General features: G+C 65.3%; 25 protein-coding genes and 2 tRNA genes. 17 read left to right on the plus strand and 10 right to left on the minus strand.

Annotated features, from left to right (window positions below; all coding sequences use genetic code 11):
- Positions 1 to 137 precede the first annotated feature (137 nt).
- Positions 138 to 225, minus strand: a tRNA-Ser gene (locus tag AC4BCK_RS03965).
- Positions 226 to 332: 107 nt separating this feature from the next.
- On the opposite strand from AC4BCK_RS03965, the gene AC4BCK_RS03970 reads away from it, so the two are divergent.
- The 8 genes from AC4BCK_RS03970 to AC4BCK_RS04005 all read left to right on the plus strand — a co-directional run bounded on the left by AC4BCK_RS03970 (position 333) and on the right by AC4BCK_RS04005 (position 7,108).
- Entirely contained in the window at positions 333 to 1,316 is a 984-nt protein-coding gene (locus tag AC4BCK_RS03970; RefSeq protein WP_174181207.1) for an NAD(P)H-quinone oxidoreductase, read from the plus strand.
- A 45-nt stretch (positions 1,317 to 1,361) separates the two neighbouring features.
- Entirely contained in the window at positions 1,362 to 1,895 is a 534-nt protein-coding gene (locus tag AC4BCK_RS03975; RefSeq protein WP_174181205.1) for a PadR family transcriptional regulator, read from the plus strand.
- A 92-nt stretch (positions 1,896 to 1,987) separates the two neighbouring features.
- A complete protein-coding gene (locus tag AC4BCK_RS03980; protein ID WP_104189059.1) occupies positions 1,988 to 2,272 on the plus strand; it encodes a DUF1540 domain-containing protein in 285 nt (94 codons plus the stop codon).
- A gap of 228 nt (positions 2,273 to 2,500) precedes the next feature.
- On the plus strand, positions 2,501 to 4,801 hold the full coding sequence (locus AC4BCK_RS03985; RefSeq protein WP_251421728.1) for a carbon starvation CstA family protein: 2,301 nt from the start codon (positions 2,501 to 2,503) through the stop codon (positions 4,799 to 4,801).
- Positions 4,801 to 5,004: a YbdD/YjiX family protein gene (locus tag AC4BCK_RS03990; RefSeq protein WP_174181201.1), complete on the plus strand. Its 204-nt coding sequence runs from the start codon at positions 4,801 to 4,803 to the stop codon at positions 5,002 to 5,004. Before AC4BCK_RS03985 ends, AC4BCK_RS03990 begins: the two co-directional genes overlap by 1 nt.
- Positions 5,005 to 5,082: 78 nt before the next feature.
- Complete coding sequence (locus AC4BCK_RS03995; RefSeq protein ID WP_174181199.1) at positions 5,083 to 5,715, plus strand: bacterial proteasome activator family protein; 633 nt, start codon at positions 5,083 to 5,085, stop codon at positions 5,713 to 5,715.
- 8 nt (positions 5,716 to 5,723) lie between these two features.
- Positions 5,724 to 6,170, plus strand: coding sequence for a hypothetical protein (locus tag AC4BCK_RS04000; RefSeq protein ID WP_174181197.1), 447 nt, complete (start codon positions 5,724 to 5,726; stop codon positions 6,168 to 6,170).
- 92 nt (positions 6,171 to 6,262) lie between these two features.
- Positions 6,263 to 7,108: an aldo/keto reductase gene (locus AC4BCK_RS04005; protein WP_174182100.1), complete on the plus strand. Its 846-nt coding sequence runs from the start codon at positions 6,263 to 6,265 to the stop codon at positions 7,106 to 7,108.
- 59 nt (positions 7,109 to 7,167) lie between these two features.
- Here the strand turns inward: AC4BCK_RS04005 and AC4BCK_RS04010 are convergent, their stop codons facing one another.
- Positions 7,168 to 7,353 carry a hypothetical protein gene (locus AC4BCK_RS04010; protein WP_174182102.1) on the minus strand — a complete coding sequence of 62 codons (186 nt, stop codon included), beginning with the start codon at positions 7,351 to 7,353 and terminating at the stop codon, positions 7,168 to 7,170.
- Positions 7,354 to 7,391: 38 nt separating this feature from the next.
- Positions 7,392 to 8,342, minus strand: a complete 951-nt coding sequence (locus tag AC4BCK_RS04015; protein WP_490566602.1) for a hypothetical protein — start codon at positions 8,340 to 8,342, stop codon at positions 7,392 to 7,394.
- Between the two features lie 235 nt (positions 8,343 to 8,577).
- On the opposite strand from AC4BCK_RS04015, the gene AC4BCK_RS04020 reads away from it, so the two are divergent.
- Positions 8,578 to 10,227: a hypothetical protein gene (locus AC4BCK_RS04020; protein ID WP_490566603.1), complete on the plus strand. Its 1,650-nt coding sequence runs from the start codon at positions 8,578 to 8,580 to the stop codon at positions 10,225 to 10,227.
- Between the two features lie 195 nt (positions 10,228 to 10,422).
- Here AC4BCK_RS04020 and AC4BCK_RS04025 read toward each other — a convergent pair.
- The 4 genes from AC4BCK_RS04025 to tmk all read right to left on the minus strand — a co-directional run bounded on the left by AC4BCK_RS04025 (position 10,423) and on the right by tmk (position 14,018).
- Positions 10,423 to 10,495, minus strand: a tRNA-Thr gene (locus tag AC4BCK_RS04025).
- A 103-nt stretch (positions 10,496 to 10,598) separates the two neighbouring features.
- Complete coding sequence (locus tag AC4BCK_RS04030; protein ID WP_490566604.1) at positions 10,599 to 12,164, minus strand: alpha/beta hydrolase; 1,566 nt, start codon at positions 12,162 to 12,164, stop codon at positions 10,599 to 10,601.
- A 16-nt stretch (positions 12,165 to 12,180) separates the two neighbouring features.
- Positions 12,181 to 13,323 carry a DNA polymerase III subunit delta' gene (locus AC4BCK_RS04035; RefSeq protein WP_363938493.1) on the minus strand — a complete coding sequence of 381 codons (1,143 nt, stop codon included), beginning with the start codon at positions 13,321 to 13,323 and terminating at the stop codon, positions 12,181 to 12,183.
- Positions 13,320 to 14,018 carry a dTMP kinase gene (gene tmk / locus AC4BCK_RS04040; protein ID WP_490566605.1) on the minus strand — a complete coding sequence of 233 codons (699 nt, stop codon included), beginning with the start codon at positions 14,016 to 14,018 and terminating at the stop codon, positions 13,320 to 13,322. The genes AC4BCK_RS04035 and tmk overlap by 4 nt, the downstream gene beginning before the upstream one ends.
- Positions 14,019 to 14,132: 114 nt before the next feature.
- On the opposite strand from tmk, the gene AC4BCK_RS04045 reads away from it, so the two are divergent.
- Together AC4BCK_RS04045 and AC4BCK_RS04050 are read left to right on the plus strand one after the other, a co-directional pair.
- Positions 14,133 to 15,323: a trans-sulfuration enzyme family protein gene (locus tag AC4BCK_RS04045; RefSeq protein ID WP_400641555.1), complete on the plus strand. Its 1,191-nt coding sequence runs from the start codon at positions 14,133 to 14,135 to the stop codon at positions 15,321 to 15,323.
- A 9-nt stretch (positions 15,324 to 15,332) separates the two neighbouring features.
- Positions 15,333 to 15,686 carry a DUF2516 family protein gene (locus AC4BCK_RS04050; RefSeq protein ID WP_174178642.1) on the plus strand — a complete coding sequence of 118 codons (354 nt, stop codon included), beginning with the start codon at positions 15,333 to 15,335 and terminating at the stop codon, positions 15,684 to 15,686.
- Between the two features lie 96 nt (positions 15,687 to 15,782).
- Here AC4BCK_RS04050 and AC4BCK_RS04055 read toward each other — a convergent pair whose 3' ends face one another.
- Positions 15,783 to 16,619 (minus strand): class I SAM-dependent methyltransferase, encoded by an 837-nt coding sequence (locus tag AC4BCK_RS04055; RefSeq protein WP_400512734.1) that lies wholly within the window; start codon positions 16,617 to 16,619, stop codon positions 15,783 to 15,785.
- A 97-nt stretch (positions 16,620 to 16,716) separates the two neighbouring features.
- Between AC4BCK_RS04055 and AC4BCK_RS04060 the strand changes: the two genes are divergently transcribed.
- Positions 16,717 to 17,463, plus strand: coding sequence for a phosphoglyceromutase (locus tag AC4BCK_RS04060; protein WP_251421643.1), 747 nt, complete (start codon positions 16,717 to 16,719; stop codon positions 17,461 to 17,463).
- A 212-nt stretch (positions 17,464 to 17,675) separates the two neighbouring features.
- Here the strand turns inward: AC4BCK_RS04060 and phoU are convergent, their stop codons facing one another.
- Complete coding sequence (gene phoU / locus AC4BCK_RS04065; protein WP_104189080.1) at positions 17,676 to 18,338, minus strand: phosphate signaling complex protein PhoU; 663 nt, start codon at positions 18,336 to 18,338, stop codon at positions 17,676 to 17,678.
- Positions 18,339 to 18,543: 205 nt separating this feature from the next.
- Between phoU and AC4BCK_RS04070 the strand changes: the two genes are divergently transcribed.
- The gene (locus AC4BCK_RS04070; protein ID WP_363958427.1) at positions 18,544 to 19,794 is read left to right on the plus strand and encodes a sensor histidine kinase; all 1,251 of its coding nucleotides are present in this window, start codon (positions 18,544 to 18,546) and stop codon (positions 19,792 to 19,794) included.
- Complete coding sequence (locus AC4BCK_RS04075) at positions 19,791 to 20,471, plus strand: response regulator transcription factor (RefSeq protein ID WP_066273817.1); 681 nt, start codon at positions 19,791 to 19,793, stop codon at positions 20,469 to 20,471. The genes AC4BCK_RS04070 and AC4BCK_RS04075 overlap by 4 nt, the downstream gene beginning before the upstream one ends.
- Positions 20,472 to 20,597: 126 nt before the next feature.
- Here the strand turns inward: AC4BCK_RS04075 and AC4BCK_RS04080 are convergent, their stop codons facing one another.
- On the minus strand, positions 20,598 to 21,161 hold the full coding sequence (locus AC4BCK_RS04080; RefSeq protein WP_374724860.1) for a hypothetical protein: 564 nt from the start codon (positions 21,159 to 21,161) through the stop codon (positions 20,598 to 20,600).
- Positions 21,162 to 21,418: 257 nt separating this feature from the next.
- Here AC4BCK_RS04080 and AC4BCK_RS04085 point away from each other — a divergent pair, with 257 nt between their 5' ends.
- The 3 genes from AC4BCK_RS04085 to ispF all read left to right on the plus strand — a co-directional run bounded on the left by AC4BCK_RS04085 (position 21,419) and on the right by ispF (position 23,323).
- Positions 21,419 to 21,901, plus strand: a complete 483-nt coding sequence (locus AC4BCK_RS04085; RefSeq protein ID WP_011690592.1) for a CarD family transcriptional regulator — start codon at positions 21,419 to 21,421, stop codon at positions 21,899 to 21,901.
- Between the two features lie 121 nt (positions 21,902 to 22,022).
- Positions 22,023 to 22,805 carry a 2-C-methyl-D-erythritol 4-phosphate cytidylyltransferase gene (ispD, locus tag AC4BCK_RS04090; protein WP_364275413.1) on the plus strand — a complete coding sequence of 261 codons (783 nt, stop codon included), beginning with the start codon at positions 22,023 to 22,025 and terminating at the stop codon, positions 22,803 to 22,805.
- A 17-nt stretch (positions 22,806 to 22,822) separates the two neighbouring features.
- Positions 22,823 to 23,323, plus strand: a complete 501-nt coding sequence (ispF, locus tag AC4BCK_RS04095) for a 2-C-methyl-D-erythritol 2,4-cyclodiphosphate synthase (RefSeq protein WP_174178758.1) — start codon at positions 22,823 to 22,825, stop codon at positions 23,321 to 23,323.
- Positions 23,324 to 23,330 lie beyond the last annotated feature (7 nt).

Below are 23,330 nucleotides of genomic sequence, written 5' to 3' on the forward strand. Positions count from 1 at the left end.
GGAAATTTGCCAGGACGATTTACGTGGCGGCACCGGTTCCCGTCATGGCGGCCACGTCAGGGCCGGCGGTGCCCGCCGCAGGTTAAACGAAGGACCCCTGTCTGCCAGGCGTGCTGGCGGACAGGGGTCCTTTTTCGCGGAAGGTAAGAGATTCGAACTCTTGGTACGGGGTTACCGCACACTAGTTTTCAAGACTAGCTCCTTCGGCCGCTCGGACAACCTTCCTCAACAAGTAGTGTTTCATAGGCACTTGCCTGCAACAAAACAGAGTCCGGAAGGTGTCCGGTGCACACTGGTTGCACGCAGTATTCAGTCAGAAACGGGAGTGTTCCATGAAAGCCGTCTACATTTCGGAGCCGGGCGGCCCGGAAGTGCTGGAGGTCCGCGAGGTCGAGGCCCCGGTACCCGGTAACGGAGAGGTGCTGATCGACGTCGTCGCGGCCGGCCTCAACCGGGCGGACGTGCAGCAGCGCAGGGGTTTCTACCCGCCCCCGCCCGGCGCATCGGACATCCCCGGCCTTGAGGTATCCGGCCGGATCGCCGGGTTCGGTCCCGGTGTCACGAAGGCGTTTTCCCTCGGGGACAAAGTGGTGGCGCTGCTGGCCGGGGGCGGCTACGCCCAGCAGGTGGCCGTCCGTGCCGAACAGGTCCTGCGGGTGCCCGACGGCGTGGACCTGGTGACCGCAGCAGCCCTTCCCGAAGTTGCCGCCACCGTCTACTCCAACCTGGTCATGACCGCCCAGCTTCAGGAGGGTGAAACTGTCCTGATCCACGGAGCCACCGGCGGGATCGGCACCATGGCCATCCAGCTGGCCAAGGCGCTCGGCGCCAGGGTTGCCACTACCGCGGGCTCTGATGAAAAAGTGAGCACGGCGAAGGCCTTCCTGGGTGCGGACATTGCCATCAACTACGCCGAAGAGGATTTTCCCGAGAGCCTCCGCCGCCAGAACGGAGGCAAAGGCGCAGACGTCATCCTCGACGTCGTCGGAGCCAAATACCTCAAACAGAACGTGGACGCGCTCGCTGACTATGGACGCCTGGTGGTGATCGGACTGCAGGGCGGCACCAAGGGGGAGCTCGATCTGGGGCAGCTGCTGCAAAAGCGGGCCGCCGTGGTGGCTACGGCCCTGCGCCCGCGGCCCGTGGAGGAAAAGGGTGCCATTATGAACGCCGTCCGCGAGGCCGTCTGGCCGCTGGTCAGTGACGGTCGGGTGCGGCCGCTGGTGGCAAAGACCTTTCCGCTCGACCAGGTTCGTGCGGCCCACCGGTACTTCGACACGGGTGACCACGTAGGAAAGATCCTGCTGCTCATGTGAGTGCTCCGCCCCGCAGACCGTTGCCCGCCGAGCACAAGGAACAGCATGTCCATCCGCCATAGCCTCCTCGCCCTGCTGCAGGACCAGCCGCGCTACGGCTACCAGCTGCGGGCCGAGTTCGAGAACCGCACCGGCAACACCTGGCCGTTGAACATTGGACAGGTGTACACCACCCTGGACCGCCTGGAACGCGACGCTTTGGTGGCCAGGGACGGCGACGACGGGAACGGGCACGTGGTGTACAGCATTACGGCGGCCGGAAGGGCGGAGATCCGGGAGTGGTTCGCGGCCCCCGTGGAGCGGAACAACCCGCCGCGCAATGAGCTGGCCATCAAGCTGGCCCTCGCTGTCACCGTGCCCGGCGTCGATATCCAGGCCATCATCCAGGGCCAGCGGATGGCCTCCGTCCGGGCGCTGCAGGACTACACCAAAGCCCGCCGGGAGACGGCTTCGAGCCAGCGGAGCGTTGATACGGCGTGGCTTCTGGTCTTGGACTCCCTGATTTTCCAGACCGAGGCGGAGGTCCGCTGGCTGGATCTGTGCGAGGCGAGGATGATCCAGCAGGCGCAGGGGAAATAGGCAACACAATTGGGTCTTTTTGATTGCAGTGGACAGGTTTAGCGTGGGGCTCAGGAGCCGCCCGGCCGGGCGGTGGAACTTGGAGGAAGCTCATGGCAACCCACGTGGCCGACTGCAGCGTAACGAACTGTTCCTTTAACGATCACACCAACTGCAATGCTGCCGCCATCACGGTCGGCGGCGCCGAAAACCACGCGCACTGCGCCACCTTTATCGACACGGGCATGCACGGCGGACTGCCCAAAGTCCTTGCCGACGTCGGAGCCTGCCAGCGCTCTGAATGTGTCCACAACGACCACCTGATGTGCAAGGCCGCAGAGGTGCATGTCGGCCCCGGGGCGGACAACGCTGACTGCCTCACCTACTCACACGCCTGAGGAGCAGCTTTACGCTTTTCCCACGAGCCAAGGCCTCCGCCCGAAGTGTTCGGACGGGGGCCTTCGCTGCGTTGGTCCGGCTGCGACCCCAAGCTGATCCGTCGTTCGTCGCCGCTTCCCCTCCGCTCAGCGCAGGTTTCTGCGCCATCTGGCAGAACGCCCCTGGAATGGGGCTGCGGGTTGGTAGGGTGCGTCACAGCAGAAGCGAAACAATCTCAAGGAGGAGACATGGCCGAAACGCCTGATCAACGGAGGAACGCATCCGGGGAAAGGGGCGTGGTGGCCACTGACCCGGCCCTGCCCCCGACAGCCATCGATGAGGAGGTCCGCGAGGCAGAAGACCGGAAATGGACGCCGGGGAAGATCGCGCTGTGGGCAGGCATCGCCCTGCTGGGCGGTTTGGCCTGGTTCATGCTGGCCATCATCCGCGGAGAGACCGTCAACGCCATCTGGTTCGTCTTTGCCTCGGTGTGCACCTACCTCATCGGCTACCGCTTCTACTCCAAGGTTATTGAGCGCTACATCACCCGGCCTGACGACCGCCGTGCGACGCCGGCCGAGTACAAGGCCGATGGCAAGGACTACGTCCGGACTGACCGCAATGTCCTGTTCGGCCACCACTTCGCCGCCATCGCCGGCGCCGGACCGCTGGTGGGTCCTGTCATTGCAGCCCAGATGGGCTACCTGCCCGGCACTATCTGGATCATTATCGGCGTCGTCCTTGCCGGCGCTGTCCAGGACTACCTGGTGATGTTCTTCTCCATGCGGCGCGGTGGAAGGTCCCTGGGCCAGATGGCACGCGAGGAGCTTGGCGTGATCGGCGGCACGGCGGCCCTCATTGCCACCCTGCTGATCATGGTGATCATCGTGGCCATCCTCGCGCTCGTCGTTGTCAATGCCCTGGGCGAAAGCCCGTGGGGTGTCTTCTCCGTGGGTTTGACCATCCCCATCGCCCTGTTCATGGGCGTCTACCTCCGCTACCTCCGGCCCGGCAAGGTCATGGAAGTGTCGCTGATCGGCTTCGTCCTGCTGATGGCGGCTATTGTCGGCGGCGGCATCGTGGCCGAAACCCCGTGGGGCGCTGACATCTTCAGCCTGGACAAGGTCACCATCGCGTGGGGGCTCATCGTCTACGGCTTCATTGCCGCCATCCTGCCCGTGTGGCTGCTCCTGGCACCCCGGGACTACCTCTCAACGTTCATGAAGATCGGCGTCATCGTGATGCTCGCGCTGGCCATCATCGTGGTCCGCCCGGAGATCACCGTCCCCGCCTTCAGTGAATTTGCCAGCAGGGACAACGGACCCGTGTTCCCGGGGGCCCTGTTCCCGTTCCTGTTCGTCACCATCGCCTGCGGTGCCCTGTCCGGCTTCCACGCCCTGATCTCGTCCGGCACCACCCCGAAGCTCGTCGAAAAGGAACGCCAGACCCGGTTCATTGGCTACGGCGGCATGCTGATGGAGTCATTCGTGGCCATCATGGCCCTGGTGGCCGCGATTTCCATCGACCGCGGACTCTACTTCGCCATGAACTCACCGGCCGCGCTGACCGGCGGGACGGTGGAAACAGCAGCCACCTGGGTCAACAGCCTGGGCCTCGCCGGGGTAAACATCACCCCGGAGTTCCTGTCCCAGACAGCAGCCAATGTGGGTGAGGAAAGCATCGTGTCCCGCACCGGCGGTGCTCCCACCCTGGCTGTGGGCCTCGCGCACATCATGCAGCAGTTCATTGGCGGTACCGCCATGATGGCCTTCTGGTACCACTTCGCCATCATGTTCGAAGCCCTCTTCATCCTCACCGCCGTGGACGCCGGCACCCGCGTTGCCCGCTTCATGCTGCAGGACTCGATCGGAAACTTTGTCCCCAAGTTCAAGGAGCACTCCTGGCGGCCCGGCGCCTGGCTCTGCACCGCCATCATGGTGGGGGCCTGGGGCGCGGTGCTGCTGATGGGCGTCACCGACCCGCTGGGCGGCATCAACACGCTGTTCCCGCTGTTCGGCATTGCCAACCAACTGCTCGCGGCAATCGCGTTGTCCGTGTGCCTTGCCATCGTGGCGAAGCGCGGCACGTTCAAGTACCTGTGGATCGTTGCCCTGCCGCTCAGCTTCGCTGCCGTGGTGACCATCACCGCGAGCTACCAGAAGATCTTCTCGTCCACGCCCGCGGTGGGCTACTTCGCCAACAACGCGGCGTTCAGCAAGGCCCTCGCAGAAGGGAAGACGGAGTTTGGGACGGCGAAATCCGTGGCGGCCATGGAGGCCGTCGTGCGGAACACGGCCATCCAGGGCTGGCTCTCCGTGATCTTCGTGGTGCTCAGCATCATCGTGATCGCGACGGCGTTGCTCGCCACGGCCAGGGCCTTCCGCAACCGCGCGGACGGCACCGCCGTCCAGGACAACGAGGACCCTGCCCTCCCGTCGCGGGTCTTCGCCCCTGCCGGAATTATCCCCACACCCGCCGAGCGCGAGCTGATGGCGGAGTGGGACAAGGTGCCGGCTGAGCTGAGGTTCGAAAGGGGTGGCCACCACTGATGGCAGCGGGACTGGCTGTGCTGACGCGGGGAGTCCGGGGCGTTGCCCGGTATTTCGGCGGCGTCCTGGGCGCGGATGCGTACGCCAAGTATCTGGAGCACCACAGGGCGGCCGGCCACGTGGATGCGCCACTCACGGAGAGGGAGTTTTGGCGTGACCGGACAGACCGCCAGGACAGCAATCCGCAGGGCCGGTGCTGCTGATTGAGCTTGCAGCGGACAAACCGTCAGGTGGGTTCGTCCGGTGGGTCGCGGGTGGATCGCTCATGAGAGTATGAACGCATGAGCGATCCACAAGACACTCAGCCAGCTGAGGACCTCCCGGTAGAAGGCACTCCCATTGACGACCGGCAGCCGCCGGTGCACGCCCACCCCGGCCCTCCTGAGGGCATGAGGCCCAAGGGGAGCAACCTTCAGGACCTGGTGGATGAGCCGGCCAAAGTGATGCGGATCGGAACCATGATCAGGCAGCTCCTGGAGGAAGTGAAGTCCGCACCCCTGGATGAGGCTGCCCGGGGCAGGCTGGCCGAAATCCACGAGCGCTCGATCAAAGAGCTGGAAGACGGACTTGCGCCGGAGCTGGTGGAAGAGCTGGACAGGATCAGCCTTCCCTTCTCCGACGACGGCACTCCCTCGGACGCTGAACTGCGCATAGCCCAGGCCCAGCTCGTGGGGTGGCTTGAGGGGTTGTTCCACGGGATCCAGACGGCCATTGCCGCCCAGCACGCGGCCCGTGAGCACGCGGCCGCGCAGATGCAGCTGCGCCAGCTGCCGCCGGGAACCATGATTGCCCCCGGCGTGGTGATTGGGGAAAACGGTGAGCCTCAAAGGGCCGCCGCAGGTTCGCGCTCCGGCAATTCCGCGCGGCCAGGCCAGCGGGAAGACCCGGACCACGGTCCCGGACAATACCTGTAAGGGTGCGCTTGGGCTTTTTCAGCGCCGCCAGGCAGGGGCGCAAGGATGATGCGGAACTGGGGAAGGGACTGTGGCGCCGGGCCCACGACCGCTTCCAGCGGGGACTGGACCGCTTCCACCAGGTCCTCGAAGGCGTCGAGGACGACCAGCTCTACGGCGAGCTGCTTGAGATCGCCAACGAGCTTGCTGCCCTCCTCGAAAGGGTACGGCTGGTCTGCATGGAAGCGCAGCGGCGTTCACCGAATGAAGGCCTGGATATTCCCGTTGGCCTGGCCGGCGTGCACCGTGCCCTGTCCAAAGCCGGCAACTCGCTGGCCACCACGGCCGAGGCGGCCGCCATGCTCCGGCTCGCCGTGGGCCCGGTCCCGGTAGGTGCGGCGTCCGTCCGCAGGCGCGCCGAGTCCGTCTTCCAGCAAGTGGCCGACGCCGAGCGCCACCTGAGCGAGGAGGGCTAGGGACCGCGGCAGCGGATATTCCCGGTTAAGCGCCTGGCTTACTTCCGGCCGATACCCTCCTGCTGGGCCCAGGGGTTTGGCAGGATAGACGAATGACTCTTTCACCTACATTGACGTTCAATGACGGAAACACGATTCCCCAGCTCGGCTATGGCGTCTGGCAGGTTGAGGACGACGTCGCCGAAAAGGTGGTCCGGCAGGCGTTTGAAGCAGGCTTCCGCCACATTGACACCGCCAAGATCTATGGCAACGAGGCAGGCGTGGGGCGGGCGATCGCCAGTTCCGGCCTTTCCCCGGAGCAGCTCTTCATCACCACCAAGCTCTGGAACGCTGACCAGGGCTACGAGTCCACCCTGGCAGCCTTTGAGGCCTCGATGGACAGGCTGGGGCTCGAGACGCTGGACCTGTACCTGATCCACTGGATGCAGCCCAAGCAGGACAAGTACCTGGACACCTGGAAGGCGCTGATCGAGCTCCAGAAGCGCGGCAGGGTCAAGTCCATCGGCGTATCCAACTTCACCGCCGAGGGCCTGCAGCGGCTCATCGATGAAACGGGCGTTGTCCCGGCCATCCACCAGATTGAACTGCACCCGTACTTCAGCCAGCGTGAACTGCGCGAGTTTGGTGCTTCGAAGGGCATCCTGACCCAGGCTTGGTCGCCGCTGGGCCAGGGCGGCGAGCTGCTCGAGGACGCTACGGTGGCCTCCATTGCCGCCAAGCACGGCGCCACGCCAGCGCAGGTGGTCATCGCCTGGCATCTCGCCATCGGCAACGTGGTGATCCCCAAGTCCGTCACAGAATCCCGGATCCGCGAGAACTACGCGGCTCTTGAGGTAAACCTGGACGCCGAGGACATCGAGGCGATCAACGCCCTTGACCGCTCGGCCCAGGGCGAAGGCCGCATCGGCGCAGACCCGGCTGTTTCCGACTTCGCGTAACTGCCAGGCGGCGCCCGCGCCAGGGCTTTAGCCGCGCTTTGTGTTTAAGCGGAAACTGTTTAGGCGGCTGTGCGGAGCTGCTCTATGGCCACGGCGTCAACGACAGCCCAGCTGTCCTCCCCGGCGCAGTGCCGGCTGGCGAAGCGCTCCGCCTCTGCCAGGGTGTCAAAGACCTCAGCCCGTGCCCGGCCGCAGTCGGCGTCGAAGTACGTGACGTGAAATTCCTGTACCAGTTGCTTTTCCATGAATCCAGTCTGCAACCGGGGTCTGACAATCACGGGAATCAGTCCCGCGTGTTGCCCAGCCGAAGGACCCGTTCCTGCGCAAGGACTGCCGTTCGCTCGGCTTTGTCCGCGGCCCGCACCGCCTGTTTCGCCTCGGCGACGGTGGCCGCCAGCTTCTTCTTTGAGCGCTCCAGCTGTTCTTCTGCTGTCCCCAGCCGGGCACGAAGATCTGCGGCCTCCCGGACCAGTTCCGCAATGTCGGTCCGTAGGTCGTCGGCCTGGTCCTGCAGCTCCCGTGCCGCAAGGGCCGCCGCGGCCTCTGCTGCCTGTGCTTCTTTTAGGACCGCCCTGGCCCTTTCCAACGCCGGCGGTGACGCAGGCCGCGGAGTCTGCCGGACCGCCTCAAGCCGCGGCTTGTCCGGCTTGCGCTGTTGCGGCGCTGCCGCCGTCGTCGAACGCATCTTCCTGCCGGCGGGAGCTGCGGCAACGGGCGGAAGGACCGAGGGGACTGCCACGGTGCCGTCCAGGTCAACGGCGTTCACGCCGTCTGCCTGCAATGTCTTGAGCAGCCGCCCGCTCCGCACGGCCGCTGCTGCTCCCTCATCCGCTGTCAGCGCGCGAAGTGTCTCCTCGACCTCGCCTGCCATGGAATCGCTGATGGCCCGGCCGTGCTCCCGGGCCACGGAACGGGCGGTGTCGACCGCGGCGGCGAGCGAAGTGCGGCGCTCACGTCCCAGGTCACGGAGCGACGCGGCGTCCAGCGCCACCTGTGCCGCGCGCATCCTGCCGCCGAGTTCCGTCAGCTGGGCCAGGACATCCGGTTGGTGCTGGGCCAGCATATTCACCGCCCAGGCGGCAACCGAGGGCTTCGGCAGTGCCCGCACCGCAGCCGCCAGCTCTTTGTCCGCCGAGGCTGCTTCCTTGGCAGCACTGGCCCGGGCTGCCACAAAATCTTCCAGCGGCCCGGCGTAGAGCTGGTTGGCGACCTCTGCCAGGACCTTGTCTTCCATGCACGCCATCTTAGATACCCGACGCACACGCGCCCCAACAACCGGCGGCATGACGCCGGTTGTTGGGGCGACCGTGGTAACCGCCGCAACCGCGCGGGATATCCTCCGCCGGAGTTCCTTGGGTCAGAGACGCTCTCCGAAGGTGTTCATCCCGGGCTTGGGCGCGCCCGGGACCCTGCATGATCACCCACGGATACGATGCCACTGCATCATTGGAAGCTTTCAAGGGGGAAGCATGTCTAAAACCATTCCGCAGGCATCGAAGAGGTCTCGTGCCTGGATCTGGCTGATTGTAATCGGCCCCATTCTGAGTGTTGTTGGTCTCATCACAGGTTTCGCGAGTGCAGGAGCGGCGTGCAGAAGCGTCGTTGGCCCGAAGGAAGGGTTGGTCAAGCCGTACGGGACGTTGCAGGGCATGGGTGGTGGGGAACGCACCTGTGAGAGTGTCATGGACGCCGTGGCTGTGCCGACGTGGACCTTCATCGTGCTGGGACTCGTCCTGTTCCTCACCGGGATCATCGTCCGTTCCGCCACCAGGAAGCGGGCATATGTTGCGGGGGAACAGCGGCCTACAAAACAGGGAGTCAATCGGCGGTCAATTCTTCAGGGTGCGGTGGCGTTTTTCGCGACGGCCCTGGCCGGCGCGGCTCCGGCGTACGCGAATGGAAACGTCCGGTATGTCAGCGCATCAGGTTCAGACGGTAATCCGGGAAGCGTGACGGCACCCTGGCGCACGCTTGCCAAGGTACGCTCAGCCATGGCATCGGGCGACCTGCAACGCGGTTCCACTGTCCTGTTCAAGCGCGGGGACGACTTTTACGGGTCCATCCATATGCCGTCCCTGATCGGATCTTCAGGAACGCTGACTATCGGCGCGTACGGTGAGGGAGCTCGGCCCCGTTTACTGGGCTATAAGGTGAGCAAGGCTGCATGGACGCAGTACAGCGGGAACATTTGGAAGCTGAACATCGCGGCGAACAGTGGCCAGTATTTGGGCAACACGTCCGAGGCTTCCACCAACGTGGGATTTCTGAAGGCTGCTGGCATGATTCACGGCCGGAAACGTTGGGCTATTTCCGAGTTGGCGGCAGACTGGGAGTTTTTCAGCGATTCCACGTACGTGTACGTTCGCTTGGGGGTAAACCCTGGGGCGGGCGTGGCCATTTCCGTTCAACGGGACCTTTTGCGGCTGGCCTCGCACACCACAGTGCAGGACCTGTACCTTGGCGGCACCGGAGCGCACGGTGTTACTACCGGCGGCAAGAACGTTGTTATCCAGCGGAACGAAATCGAGTGGATAGGCGGTTCTGCCCTCTCGGGAACTACGCGATACGGCAACGGGGTGGAACTTTACGTGGGCGCGGCGAGGGTCATGATCCGGGAGAACGTAATCCGGCAGACGTACGACGTCGCGCTGTCGGCACAGGGTACCGGCACGGCAGGCTGGACCGACATTACGTGGGAATCCAATCGGCTTGAGAACTGCAACATGTCGCTGGAACTGTGGGGTAAGGGCGGCGGCACGGGATTTCTTAGGTGCAGGTTCATAAACAACACCTGCATTGACGCCGGCTACTCGTGGGCCGCACTCATCCGGTCCGACCGGGACGGCAAGGGAACGCACCTGTTGACCTATTCCATGGAAGTCCCTGTGGACGTGGAAATCACGGGCAACAGTTTCCTTGGGGCGCGGGACAACTACACCCGCAACAGCGGCGACAGGCAAATACCCGCCGGGATCATCACCCATCGCAACACCATCAAGCTGGGCGCCGGTAAAAAGATCGCGTACGGGGCTGAAAACCCGGAGACCAGCGAACAGGCCGCGCAATGGCAGGCGCGGACGGGAAGGGAGCAGGCCTCAATCTTCGCTGTGAGTTACTGACGGCCTAAAACAAAGGAAACCGGCCATCCCAGCAGCGCACCTACTACCGTCGCAGCCTGGACAGGCTGCGACGGTAGCTCTGCGTCTGCGGGTAATAATCCCAGCGCCAGCTGTGGACCTAAAAGGGGGTTACCGCTTAACCAGCGAAAAACCCCGGAAACCCCTAAAACTACGGGTTGTCCGGGGTTTATCCCGAGCTTCCTATCAGAATCGAACTGATGACCTTTTCATTACGAGTGAAACGCTCTACCGACTGAGCTAAGGAAGCACCGCACGAATCTCCGGCAAAACCGGGCGCTTCATGCAAGAGTCAACTGTAATAGAGTCCCGGCGCCCGGGTCAAAATGGGCGCCCGGGACAGGGTGAGGCCTTCAGCACACCGTGTTGTCGGCGGGAACCTGGCCGCTTACCAGGTAGCGGTCCACGGCGTCCTCGATGCAGCTGTTGGACCGGCCATAGGCGGTGTGGCCTTCGCCTTCCCACGTGAGGAGTGCAGCGTTGCCCAGCTGCTTGCGCAGCGATGACGCCCATTCCACCGGGGTGGCAGGGTCGCCGGTGGTGCCGATGACAACGATGGGGGAGCCGCCGTCGTATTCCACCGGCGACGGCGTGCGCACGCTCTCATACGGCCAGTCCACGCAGTTCGTGCCTCCGTATGCAAAGAAGTACCCGAAGGTGGGTGAGTCCTGCATCAGGCGCTGCTGCTCCGCACGCATGGCGGCTGTATCGGACTCCATGGGGTAGTCAAGGCAGTTGATGGCATTGAAGGCGAAGGTGGAATTGGACGTATACGTCCCGTTGGAAGAGCGGTCGGCCCCCAGGTCTGCGAGCCGCAGCATGAGGCTGACGTCTCCCGTCATTGCCGCTTCCAGGGCCTGGGTGAGGGCGGGCCAGCTTTGGTCGTTGTACAGCGGCGTGATCAGGCCGCTGACGAACATGGTGGCATTCACCACCCGCCCGTCCTTGGCGGTCCGCGGCGTTTGCTGGACCGCGGCGATCAGGTCGCGGATCTGCTGGACGCCGGAATCCACGTCCCCGCTAAGGGGGCAGCCGTCCTGGCCCTGGCAGCTGGCAACATAGGCGCGGATTGCCTTCTCGAACGCACGGGCCTGCCCGCTGGTCAGCTCTTCGTTGCTGATGGAGGGGTCCAGTGCTCCGTCCAGCACCATTCTTCCCACGTTGTCAGGAAACAGGGAAGCGTAGGTTGAGCCCAGGAACGTGCCGTAGGAGTAGCCAAGATAGTTGAGTTTCGGATCATTGACCACGGCCCGAAGAATGTCCACGTCCTTTGCGGAACTGACCGTATCGATGTTCCCCAGCACCGGACCCGTCTGCTCTTCGCATTGGGCCGCAGTCGCCTTGTTGTCCGCCAGGACCTCGGCAAGTCCGGCATCGGTTTCGAGGTCGTAGATCTTTGCCCTCGCGGCATCCCGTTCGGCGTCGGTCATGCACGTGACGGGGGCTGAGCGTTTCACGCCCCGGGGGTCAAAGCCCACAAGGTCGTAGGAGTCCCGCACGGCCTGTGAAAAATGCGTCCCGGCCGCATCCTTGACGAAGTCATAGCCAGACGCGCCTGGACCGCCAGGGTTGACCAGGAGGCTGCCGGTCTTCTTTCCCGTGCTTGGAGCCCGCAGCGCGGCAATCTGGATTGTCTCGCCGTCGGGGTTGCCGTAGTCCATGGGCACAGTCACGTTGGCGCACTGGAACTCGTTCTCGCACGGCTCCCAGACGACCTCCTGGGAGTAGAACTCCTCCAGCCCTTCCGGTGCAGACGCCACGATCGACGGGTCCGCCTTGGCGGTGGCCGCCTCCTGGCTGCGGACTTCACCATTCAGGAGGCTGCAGGACGCCAGGACCATGGCCAGGACCATGGCCCCGAGGGCGCGGACGCCGGCCGCCGCGAATCGCGGGCGTACTGGCAGGGGGCGGGCAGTCATCGGTCTCCTTGAAGGGCTAGATCAGGCTGGCTGCCATGGACTCAATGGTCAACAGCGGTGCAACGTTGGTGGTGGTGATGCGTTCGCGGGCTTTGTTGATGGCGTCCATCCGGGCGAGCGTTGATTCCGGCGTGGAGCGGTTGGCGAACTCCTCCAAATCACTCCTGAGCTCAACGTTCACGAGCTCCACGGCATTCCCGAGCTGGATGATCAGCACATCCCGATAGAAGGACAGGAGATCCGTCAGCGTCCGGTCCAGCGAGTCCGTGATGGACCGTTTGGCCCGCCGTTTCTGGTCGTCCTCCAGCTGCTTTACCTGGCTGCGCATGGCCGGAGGAAGCGTCCCGGAGTCCGGTGCGCCCAGTGTTGCCAGCAGCGCGGCCTTCTCCGCGGCGTCCCGTTCCTCATTGGAACTGTTGGCCTCTGCGGTGGCGATCTTGACCAGCTTGTCTGCCATCATCACTGCCGCGGTGACGCCCCGCAGGCCGAGCGGAAACCGGACAGTTTCCAGCCGGCGTTCCCTGGCGGCGGGGTCGCGCGCCAGCCGGCGGGCGATCCCAACATGGCTCTGCGCCGCCCGGGCCGCACGCTCAGCGAGCGCCGGATCCACGCCGTCGCGCTTCACCAGCAGGGCAGCGACGTCAGCGGCAGGCGGCAGCCGCAAAGCCACGCTGCGGCAGCGCGAGCGGATGGTCACCAGGACGTCCGCCGGGGACGGGGCGCAGAGCATCCACACGGTCCGGGGAGTGGGTTCCTCGATGGCTTTGAGGAGGACATTCGTGGTGCGCTCGGCCATCCGGTCCGCATCCTCCACCACGATGATGCGCCACCGGCCTGTCGAGGGCCTGTTGCCGGCGGTGGCCACCAGCTCCCGGGCTTCGTCAATGGTAATGGTGACCTTCTCGGTCCGGACGAACGTGACATCCGAATGGGTCTCACCCAGGATGGTCAGGCAGGCGGAGCAGCGGCCGCATCCGCGCTGGCTGACGTCGTCCTGGTCGCAGTTCAGTGCCGCGGCAAAGGCCCTCGCCGCGTTCGAACGCCCGGAGCCCGGCGGGCCGGTAAAAAGCCACGCGTGCGTGAGCCCCTCGCCGCTGGAGGCCTGCCGCAGTTGTTCGACGACGGCGGGTTGCCCCTGCAGGTCGTCCCACACCGTCACGGCCGGCCACCTGCCGACGGCTCATGTCCCGGAAGAATATCTGCCGGGACGCCGTGGTGCGCGGCCAGGAGACTGTCCACTCCTTCGAGGATGCGCTCCGCCAGCCCATCGACCGGGTTGTGGGCGGGCAGCACGAGATATGACTCCGGACGGCTGCGGGCCAGCTCCAAAAAGGCATCCCGGATACGGGTATGGAAGTCATCAGCTTCAGATTCCAGCCGGTCTTCGGCAGCATCGCCGGCTGTCCGGCGGCGGCGGCCAACGGCGGGCTCGACATCCAGCAGGACGGTGAGGTGGGGCTGCAGGCCGGAGGTGGCCCATTCGTTAAGGGACCGTACGGCGTCCTCGCCCAGTCCGCGTCCTGCCCCCTGGTAGGCCACCGATGAGTCGATGTAACGGTCCGTCAGGACGATCTCGCCGCGTTCCAGGGCGGGCCGGATGACCTGGGCGGCGTGCGCGGCCCGGGAAGCGGCAAAGATGAGCGCTTCCGTGCGGGCATCGATGTGGCCGTGGCCGTGATCAAGTACCAGCGAACGCAGTTTTTCGCCGATGGGAGTTCCGCCCGGCTCACGGGTACGCAGGACGGTGAGGCCCCGGGATTCCAGGGCTTCTGCAAGCCGGGCAGCCTGCGTTGATTTGCCGGCGCCGTCGCCGCCCTCAAACGCGATGAAAAGCCCGGCCCTTTGATTGCTCACCCATCAAGCCTACCGATCCCCGCTGACAAAACCGATCGGGCCTGTGGACGGAGGCCGGTGCCCCTGCGGGTAACAGCTTTCCGGGGGACTGCTGCCGGACAGTACGCTTTCACCATGAGTCTCTCCGAACAGCAGGCCGGCGCGCTGTCAGCCGAAACGGTGGTGGTTGCGGCCGGACGTCCCCCCAGGGAAAGGGACCAGCCGGTCAATCACCCTGTCGTCCTTTCCTCCACATACTTTGGCACCGGAGCCCTCGGGGACGGCGACCGTGGGTACGGCCGGTATTCCAACCCCACCTGGGATCCCTTCGAGGAGGCGCTCGGCCAGCTTGAAGGTTCCAAGCTGCCGGGGCTGCTCTACTCATCGGGGCTTGCGGCGGTCAGTTCGGCCCTTTCCCTGATCCCCCCAGGGGGAGTACTGGTCATGCCGATGCACAGCTACTCCGGTTCCTTGGTGATGGCTTCCGAACTGGCGCAGAAGGAATTCGTCGAACTGCGCACCGTGGACATCGCGGATACGGACGCCGTCAAGGCCGCCCTGGCACCGAATGGCCCCAACGCCCGGGCTGCTTCCATGCTGTGGCTGGAAAGCCCCACCAACCCCATGCTTGGCATCGCCGATATCGAGGCCCTGACGTCAGCCGCGCACGCCGCCGGCGCCATCGTCGTCACCGACAACACCTTCTCCACGCCCCTTGTCCAGCAGCCCCTGGCCTTGGGGTCCGACGTCGTCCTGCACTCGGTGACCAAGTATCTGGCAGGCCATTCCGACGTCGTCCTGGGCGCCTTGGTGACGTCCAACGCAGACATCCGCTCGGCCCTGCTCCACCACCGGACCATCCACGGCGGGATCGCGGGACCGTTCGAGGCCTGGCTGGCGCTGCGCGGACTGCGGACGCTGGCGCTGCGGATAGAACGCTCCCAGGCCTCTGCCACGGTGCTGGCTGAACGCCTTGGCGCACACCCGGCCATCGAGTCCATCCGGTTCCCTGGCCTGACCGCGGATCCCGGCCATGAACGGGCCAAGGTCCAGATGAAGGGGTTTGGCTCCATCATCTGCGTGCAGGTTGCCCCCGCCGCAGGACTGAGCGGCGCTGACACTGCCGACAAACTCGTCCGCGCGCTGCAGCTGTGGCTTCCCGCGACGTCGCTGGGCGGCGTTGAGTCCCTCATCGAACGCCGACGGCGGCACACCGCCGAGCCGGCGAGCGTTCCGGAGAACCTGGTGCGGCTGAGTGTGGGAATCGAAAACGTGGAGGACCTCTGGGCCGATTTGAAGCGGGCGCTGGACTCGCTGGGCGGCTAGGCTGGGCTTGTGGACGGTGAACTGATTATTCGGCCTGTAGAGCAGGCAGTGTTCTTTATTCTTGCGCTGGTGGCGCTCGGCCTTGAGCTGTGGGCTGTGGCCGACTGCGCCCGGCACCGTGCCAACGCGTTCGAGGCCACGGGCAAAAGGACCAAGACTTTCTGGCTCGCACTGACCGGCGGTGCAGCCCTGATTGGTGTCATCTCGTTCTTCGGCAGCGGAGGCGGCTTTTTCGGCACGCTCGGCCTGTTCGGCCTCGCGGCCGTAGTGGCCGCGTCCGTTTACCTTGCGGACGTTCGGCCGGCAGTCAAGGACGCAGGCCGGGGCGGCAGCCGCAACACCGGCCCCTATGGTCCCTGGTAGACCAGCCGGTGGACTGAACGCGCCTTTCTCAGCACAACCCACCCCAGGTTTCCCAGGGCCGCGAGCCTGCCCGCGGGGACCCCGCTTCCGGCGTCCTCAGGCCAGGGGAGCCACGGCGTCCCACCCCACGGTGAGCTCGCCCAGCCGCCACCGGGCCGGCCCGTCCTGCACCGGCCAGCCCGCGTCCCGCAACGTCCGGCACATGCCCTGCCACCGCTGCCTGTTCCCGAAGGACGCGAGCGGCGCGCACCCCAGCCATGCCCGGTCCATGGCCTGCATCAGGGCGTGGACCGGTTCTCCGGGAACGTTGCGGTGGATCAGGGCCTTGGGCAGTCTTTCGGCAACGTCCGAGGGCAGTTCGAAGCTTCCGAAACGGACTGAGATGCTGAGGGACAGCGGCCGTTCGGCGTCAAGCGCCACCCACGTGACGCGCCGCCCGATCTCATCGCAGGTGCCGTCGATGAACAGGCCGCCAGGGCTCAGGCGGTCCTGAACCAGCCGCCAGATACCGGGAACATCAGCTTCCTCGTACTGCCGCAGGACGTTGAACGCCCGTACCAGGACCGGCCGTCCCGCCACGGGCAGTTCGAAGCCGCCCAAGCGGAAGCTCAAGCCGGGCCGTTGCAGGGGGAGGGCGGCGCGGACGCGTTCCGGCTCAATCTCGATTCCAACGACCTGCACATCCTGGCGGACGGCAGCCAGCCGGTCAAAGAGTTCGACGGCGGTGGCGGGCGTCGCGCCATATCCCAGGTCCACCACCAGGGGGTCGGCGGCGTTCCGGAGCCGCCAGGCCTGCGGGCCGGCCAGCCAGCGGTCCACCCGGCGCATCCGGTTGGGATTGGTGGTTCCACGGGTCACGTTGCCCACCGGCCTGCCGGTGCTTTTCCTGCCGGAAATCTGCGGGGCAGTCACCCGTTCAGCCTTTTGCACCACGGCCCCACCTTATCCCCGCAGCCGGAGGTGCCGCGTCCCCGGGGCCGGGCTTGTAACGCTGGGCAGGCGGCGGCGGCGCTCGGCTAGGATGAAAATCATGACTTACAAGCTGATTCTGCTGCGCCACGGCCACAGCGAATGGAACGCCAAGAACCTGTTCACCGGCTGGGTGGACGTAGACCTCAACGACCAGGGCCGCACGGAAGCAGCACGCGGCGGCGAGCTCCTGGTTGAGAACAATGTTCTCCCGGACATCCTCTACACCTCCCTGCTGAAGCGGGCCATCAACACGGCCAACATCGCACTGGACAAGGCCGACCGCGGCTGGATCCCTGTAAAGCGCGACTGGCGCCTGAACGAACGCCACTACGGCGCCCTGCAGGGCAAGGACAAGGCCCAGACCCTCGCAGAGTACGGCGAGGAGCAGTTCATGGAATGGCGCCGCTCCTACGACACCCCGCCGCCCCCGCTGGACGACGACTCCGAGTTCTCCCAGGCGCACGATCCCCGCTATGCGGACCTGGGTGACGCACTCCCGCGCACGGAATGCCTCAAGGACGTCCTGGTCCGCCTGCTGCCGTACTGGGAGTCGGACATTAAGGAGGACCTCAAGGCCGGCAAGACTGTCCTGGTCACGGCCCACGGCAACTCCCTGCGTGCCCTGGTAAAGCACCTGGACGGCATCAGCGACGAAGCCATCGCCGGCCTGAACATCCCCACCGGCATCCCGCTGGTGTACGACCTGGACGAGAACTTCCAGCCGATCAAGCCCGGCGGCACCTACCTCGACCCGGAAGCCGCGGAACAGGCCATCCTGGCGGTAGCGAACCAGGGCAAGAAGTAAAACTTCGCGGTTCTTCGCCGGGTGCTCGGTCGTTCGCCCCGACGTCTCCCTAGCCTCGCAAGCTGGGCCAGGGAAGCCCGTCGTCGGGGCCCACCCTTGGACGCACTCCGGCCGAAGAACGCGCTGCGTCAAAAGTGAAACAACGACGGCGGGCTGGTCACCTGAGGTGGCCAGCCCGCCGTCGTCTGTTCCCGAAAAACTCCCGAGAATTTTTAGCTGTGTTCTGTCCCGGTGGGCTGCCAGGCGCCGGTCACCAGGTAGGTGACCTTCTGGGCCACCGAAACGCCGTGGTCCGCGAAGCGTTCGAAGTAGCGGCTGGCGAGGGCAACATCCACCGTGGTGGCGGGCGATTCCTTCCACTCCGGTGCGGCGATGGCCTTGAAGACGCTGAGGTGGAGGTCGTTGATGGCCGTATTCGCCTTGAGGATATCCCTTGCCACCTCCAGGTCGCGGGTTTCCAGGAGGACAGTCAGCTTGTCGGCGATTTCCTGGTCCAGCTCGGCCATGCGCTTGAAGGTGCCGGTCATGGATTCCGGAATGACGGTGGACGGGTAGCGCAGGCGTGCCAGCTGGGCAATGTGCCGGGCAAGGTCGCCCATCCGCTCGAGGGAGGCGCTCATCCGCAGCGAGCCCACAATCATGCGCAGGTCGCTGGCCACCGGCCCCTGCAGCGCCAGGATGTCGATAGCGCGCTCGTCGAGGCTGTTCTGCAGGAAGTCGATGCGGGCGTCCGCAGCGATGACGTCCTGCGCAAGGTCTACGTCCGCCACTTCAAAGGAGGTGGTGGCCTTGTCCATTGCTTCGCTGACCAGCCGGGAGATCTCCACGAGCTGGTCGCCGACCTGGGTCAGCTCTTCCTGAAAAACCTTACGCACGTGGGCGTCCTTTCCTTGTAACTCCCGCCGGGCCCGGTCCGGGCAGCGGGAATCGCGTCGCCAATCGGCACTCCAACTGGCTAGTCTGCCAGCACCGGGTAAACGGCGAGGCCCTTGAAGGTGAACGTTAGTTGAACCGTCGCAGGAGGAGGCCCGGACGCGCCGATCAGCGTCTTCCAGAGCATAAGGTGGAGCTGTGGATCCTATGCTCATCGGCTTGGTGGCCGGCCTTGTCGGCCTGGCGCTCGGCACGTTCGGGGTGCTCGCGTACCGGGTCAGCGAGCGGCAGCGGCAACTGCTGGACGTGGACACTGAAGAGCCGGCCCTGCCGCCGGGCGCTGCCGAGGTGCTGGCCGTCGTCGGCCGCGCCTTCGTGGTGGTGGACGCCGTGGACGGCGTGGTCCGGGCCAGCCCGGCAGCCTACGCCTACGGCCTTGTCCGCGGCCACACCGTGGTCCACAAGGAACTGCTGGACATGACGGCGGGTGTCCGGCGCGACGGCGTCATCCTTGAAAAGCAGCTGGAGCTTCCCCGCGGCCCGCTCGGCCAGGGAACCATCATCGTCCAGGTCCGGGCCGCCATGCTCGGTGAGGAATACATCCTGCTGCTCGCGGATGACCGCACGGAGATCACCAGGACCGAAGAGATCCGGAACGATTTCGTCGCCAACGTTTCCCACGAACTGAAAACCCCCGTGGGCGCCATCTCGCTGCTCGCCGAAGCCCTGGAGTCCTCGGCGGATGATGAACTTGCCGTCCGGCGCTTCGCCAAACGCATGCATAAGGAGTCAGGCCGGCTGGCGGCACTGGTGCAGGACATCATCGAGCTGTCCAGGCTGCAGGGGGCGAGCGTGGCGCAGCAGGGCAGGCCCGTTGACGTCAACGCCGTCATAGCCGAGGCCGTGGACCGGTCCCAGCTTCCGGCGGAGAGCAAGAACATCCGGATCGTGGTGGGCGGGCGGACAGACGCGAAGGTCTTCGGGGACCAGGACCTGCTGGTCACCGCCCTCCGCAACCTGATCGACAACGCCATCCGCTACTCCCCGGAAAATACCCGGGTGGGGATCGGCGTCCGCAGCAGGGAAGGCCTGGTGTCGATCTCTGTGACGGACCAGGGTGAAGGACTCAGCCCCGAGGACCAGGAACGCGTCTTCGAACGTTTCTACCGGGTGGATTCGGCACGGTCACGCCATACCGGGGGCACCGGCCTGGGCCTGAGCATCGTCAAGCACGTCGCCTCCAACCACGGCGGCGAGGTGACCCTGTGGTCCCAGCCCGGGCAGGGATCCACGTTCACCCTCCGGCTTCCCGAGATGGAAGGCCAGGACGGCGGGGAACAGGCGGATCCTGCCGCCGCCTCCGCCGCTGCCCCGGGCCCCCGGAAAAGCCTGGAAGAGCCACCTGTCACCCAAGGACCCGGCGCCGCCGGCGCAACAGAACGAGGAGCAACAGCTTGAGCAGGATCTTGATTGTCGAGGATGAGGAGTCGTTCAGCGATCCCCTGTCCTATTTGCTGGGCAAGGAAGGGTTTGAGGTGGAGGTCGTGGACAACGGCCTGGACGCCATCACCGAATTCGACCGGAATGGCGCGGACCTGGTGCTGCTGGATCTGCAGCTTCCCGGACTCTCCGGCACGGAAGTGTGCCGCCAGCTCCGGCAGCGGTCCAGCGTCCCGGTGATCATGCTGACGGCCAAGGACGCCGAAATCGACAAAGTGGTGGGCCTGGAACTTGGCGCCGACGACTATGTCACCAAGCCCTATTCCTCCCGCGAACTCGTGGCAAGGGTGAGGGCGGTACTGCGGCGCCAGGGCGAACCGGAGGAACTCGTCTCCTCCACCGTGCAGGCGGGGCCGGTCCGGATGGACATCGAACGCCATGTGGTCAGCGTGGGCGGGGAACAGGTGCTGCTGCCGCTGAAGGAGTTCGAGCTCCTCGAAATGCTGCTGCGCAACTCTGGCCGCGTGCTCACCCGCGGCCAGCTGATCGACCGTGTGTGGGGTTCCGACTACGTGGGGGACACCAAAACCCTGGACGTCCACGTGAAGCGGTTGCGCGGAAAGATCGAGCCTGATCCGTCAGCACCGCGGTTCCTGGTCACCGTGCGGGGGCTGGGCTACAAGTTCGAGCCGTAAGGCGCCGGCCCAGGCAGCCGGTTGACTTGCCGCAGGACAGGCGACAGTCTACGAATGACATACAAAAGGAGGGGCCGCCAGGCCCCTCCTTTTGTATGTGTGAATGTTGGCGGCCAGCGCGGCTGCCTAGTGGCCGTCGCCCCCGGCGGCTTCTTCGGATTCCGACGGCGACGGGCTGGCGGAGGTGGGTGCCGGAGTGCTCCCGGCCGGCAGGTACTCCTTGTATTCGGGCAGCGTGGTGTCCAGCACGGGAACCTTCACCGTGTTGCTGACGTTGGTGCCGTCTTCGCTGATCTTGACGTCCACGAGGGAGCCCGGGATTCCGCCCGTGGTGCTGAGGATGGCTTCGTCGGAGCTCTCGTTGAGCAGGGTGGAGGAGTTGGCCTTGACGGGAACTTCGGTCTGCGAACCTTCCGCGCCGTTGACCGTGAGGGTCACGTCCTGTGAAGAGGAGTTGTAGACGGCGCCGATCAGGCGGCCCGGCTGGTCCTCGCCCGCGGAGACGATCAGGATGTTCCGGAGCTGGAGCGGGCCGAGGTCGGCGATGATGCCGTCCGAGGCCTGGTAACGGGCGGTGGTCTGCTGGGAATTGGTGTACCCGCAGCCCGACGCCAGCAGGCCCACGCCAAGGGCGGCTGCCGTCAGTGCCAGTTTGCCGCGCTGGGCCCGGGTCATCGCAGTGAAACGCACGTCGCGTACTCCTCAAGAGTCTTGAAACATTAATCACGCATAGCCTATCCGCAAAGCAGGCCAAACGCGGATTCGGCGGTGTCACATCACCCTTCCTTCAGGCCCCTTGCATGCACTATTATCCGTGTTCGTCAAGGGGGTGGAGGGGTCCGATTAGGCCTATTTTCCGCGTATTTCTGCGGTTCCCGGCTCTCTTCCCGGCCGGTCATATGCCTGAATCGTGATAAACTGGTCAGCGGGAAAGGGGAAATGTCCACATGGTATTTGAGGTCGGCGAGACAGTAGTTTACCCTCACCACGGTGCTGCGAAGATTGAAGAAATCAAGATGCGCACCATCAAGGGCGAAGAGAAAATGTATCTCAAGCTCAAGGTGGCCCAGGGTGATCTGACCATTGAAGTTCCAGCAGAGAACGTTGACCTTGTTGGGGTTCGGGACGTAGTGGGCAAGGAAGGCCTGGAGCACGTATTCGATGTGCTTCGTGCCGAGTTCACGGAAGAACCCACCAACTGGTCACGTAGGTACAAGGCAAATCTGGAGAAGCTTGCTTCCGGTGACGTCATCAAGGTCGCAGAGGTCGTTCGCGACCTGTGGCGCCGCGATCACGACCGGGGCCTTTCCGCAGGCGAGAAGCGAATGCTGGCCAAGGCCCGGCAGATTCTGATTTCAGAACTGGCGCTGGCTGAGAAGACCGACGAGGAGAAGGCCGCAAGCGTTCTCGACGAGGTCCTGGCTTCCTAAGAATTGAACCCCGGTGTCACCTATGTGGCGCCGGGGCTTCTTTTTGCCCAAAAGCCGCACCTTAAGATTCAACCGCAGGTGCTCAGGCGCCCGCGGCCTGCAGGGACGTAGGCTAGTCCGCATGAGCGAAACACCCACCCGCCCGGTCACCGCAGTGATCCTGGTGGCAGCAGGTTCAGGGCAGAGGCTGGGCTACGGCATCCCGAAAGCCGCGGTGCCGCTGGGCGGCGAACCTATCCTGATGCATGCCCTCCGCGGCATCGTGGCCTCCGGAACCGGCAGCCAGGTGTGCATCGCGCTGCCCCCCGGAGAGGACACGCTCCGCCAGCTGTGCGAGGACTTCCGGCAGGAACTGGCCGACGGCGGTCCCCTCCTTTCCATCGTGGACGGCGGCGCCACCCGGGCAGAGTCCGTCCGTGCCGGCCTGGCGGCCCTGATGGACGGCATAGAGGCAGTGCTGGTGCACGACGCCGCCCGTGCCCTCACGCCGGAGTCGGTCTTCCACCGCGTCACTGACGCACTCGCCGCAGGGGCGGCTGCGGTCATTCCTGCCGTGGCGGTGGTGGACACCGTCAAGACGGTCGCGGCCACCACGGGGAAGGACGCCCACCTGGCGCCGGAGGTGGTGACCGGAACAGCGCCCCGCGAGGAACTCCGTGCGGTGCAGACTCCCCAGGGGTTCCACCTCGACACGCTGCTGAAAGCCCACGAGGCGGCGCGGGGCCTGGACCAGAACGAGTCAGCAGCGGTCACCGACGACGCAATGCTCGTGGAAATGCTCGGGATCCCCGTCCACGTGGTCAGGGGGTCCACCCAGTCCCTGAAAATCACCACTCCGCTGGACCTTATCCTCGCCGAAGGGCTCCTGGAGGGCCCGCTCGGTGCGCGCTGGGTGGAAGGCTAGCAATGGAACCTGCTGAAATGATCATTCCCCGCACCGGCATTGGCCTGGACGTGCACGCCTACGCCCCCGAAGACCAGCCCTGCCCGCTGTGGCTCGGCGGACTGCTGTGGCCCGGGGAGCGCGGCCTCGCCGGGCACTCGGACGGTGATCCCGTGGCCCATGCGGCTGCGGATGCGCTGTTCTCCGCCGCCGGGCTGGGTGACCTGGGCACGCACTTCGGCACGGACAGGCCAGAGTTCGCCGGCGCCGCGGGAACCACGCTGCTGGCCGAGGCGGCGCGGATTGTCCGCGCTGCCGGGTTCGAGATCGGCAACATTGCTGTCCAGTTCGTCGCCAACCGGCCCAAGTTCGGTCCGCGCCGGGAGGAATCGCAGCAGGTCCTGAGCGACGCCGCCGACGCGCCGGTGAGTGTCACGGCCACCACGAGCGACCACCTGGGATTTACCGGCCGGGGAGAAGGCATCTCCGCGGTGGCCACCGCTTTGGTGTATCCAAGGCCGCACCTTCCCATCAGCTAATCTGGAG

Source organism: Pseudarthrobacter sp. As-47 (assembly GCF_058215595.1).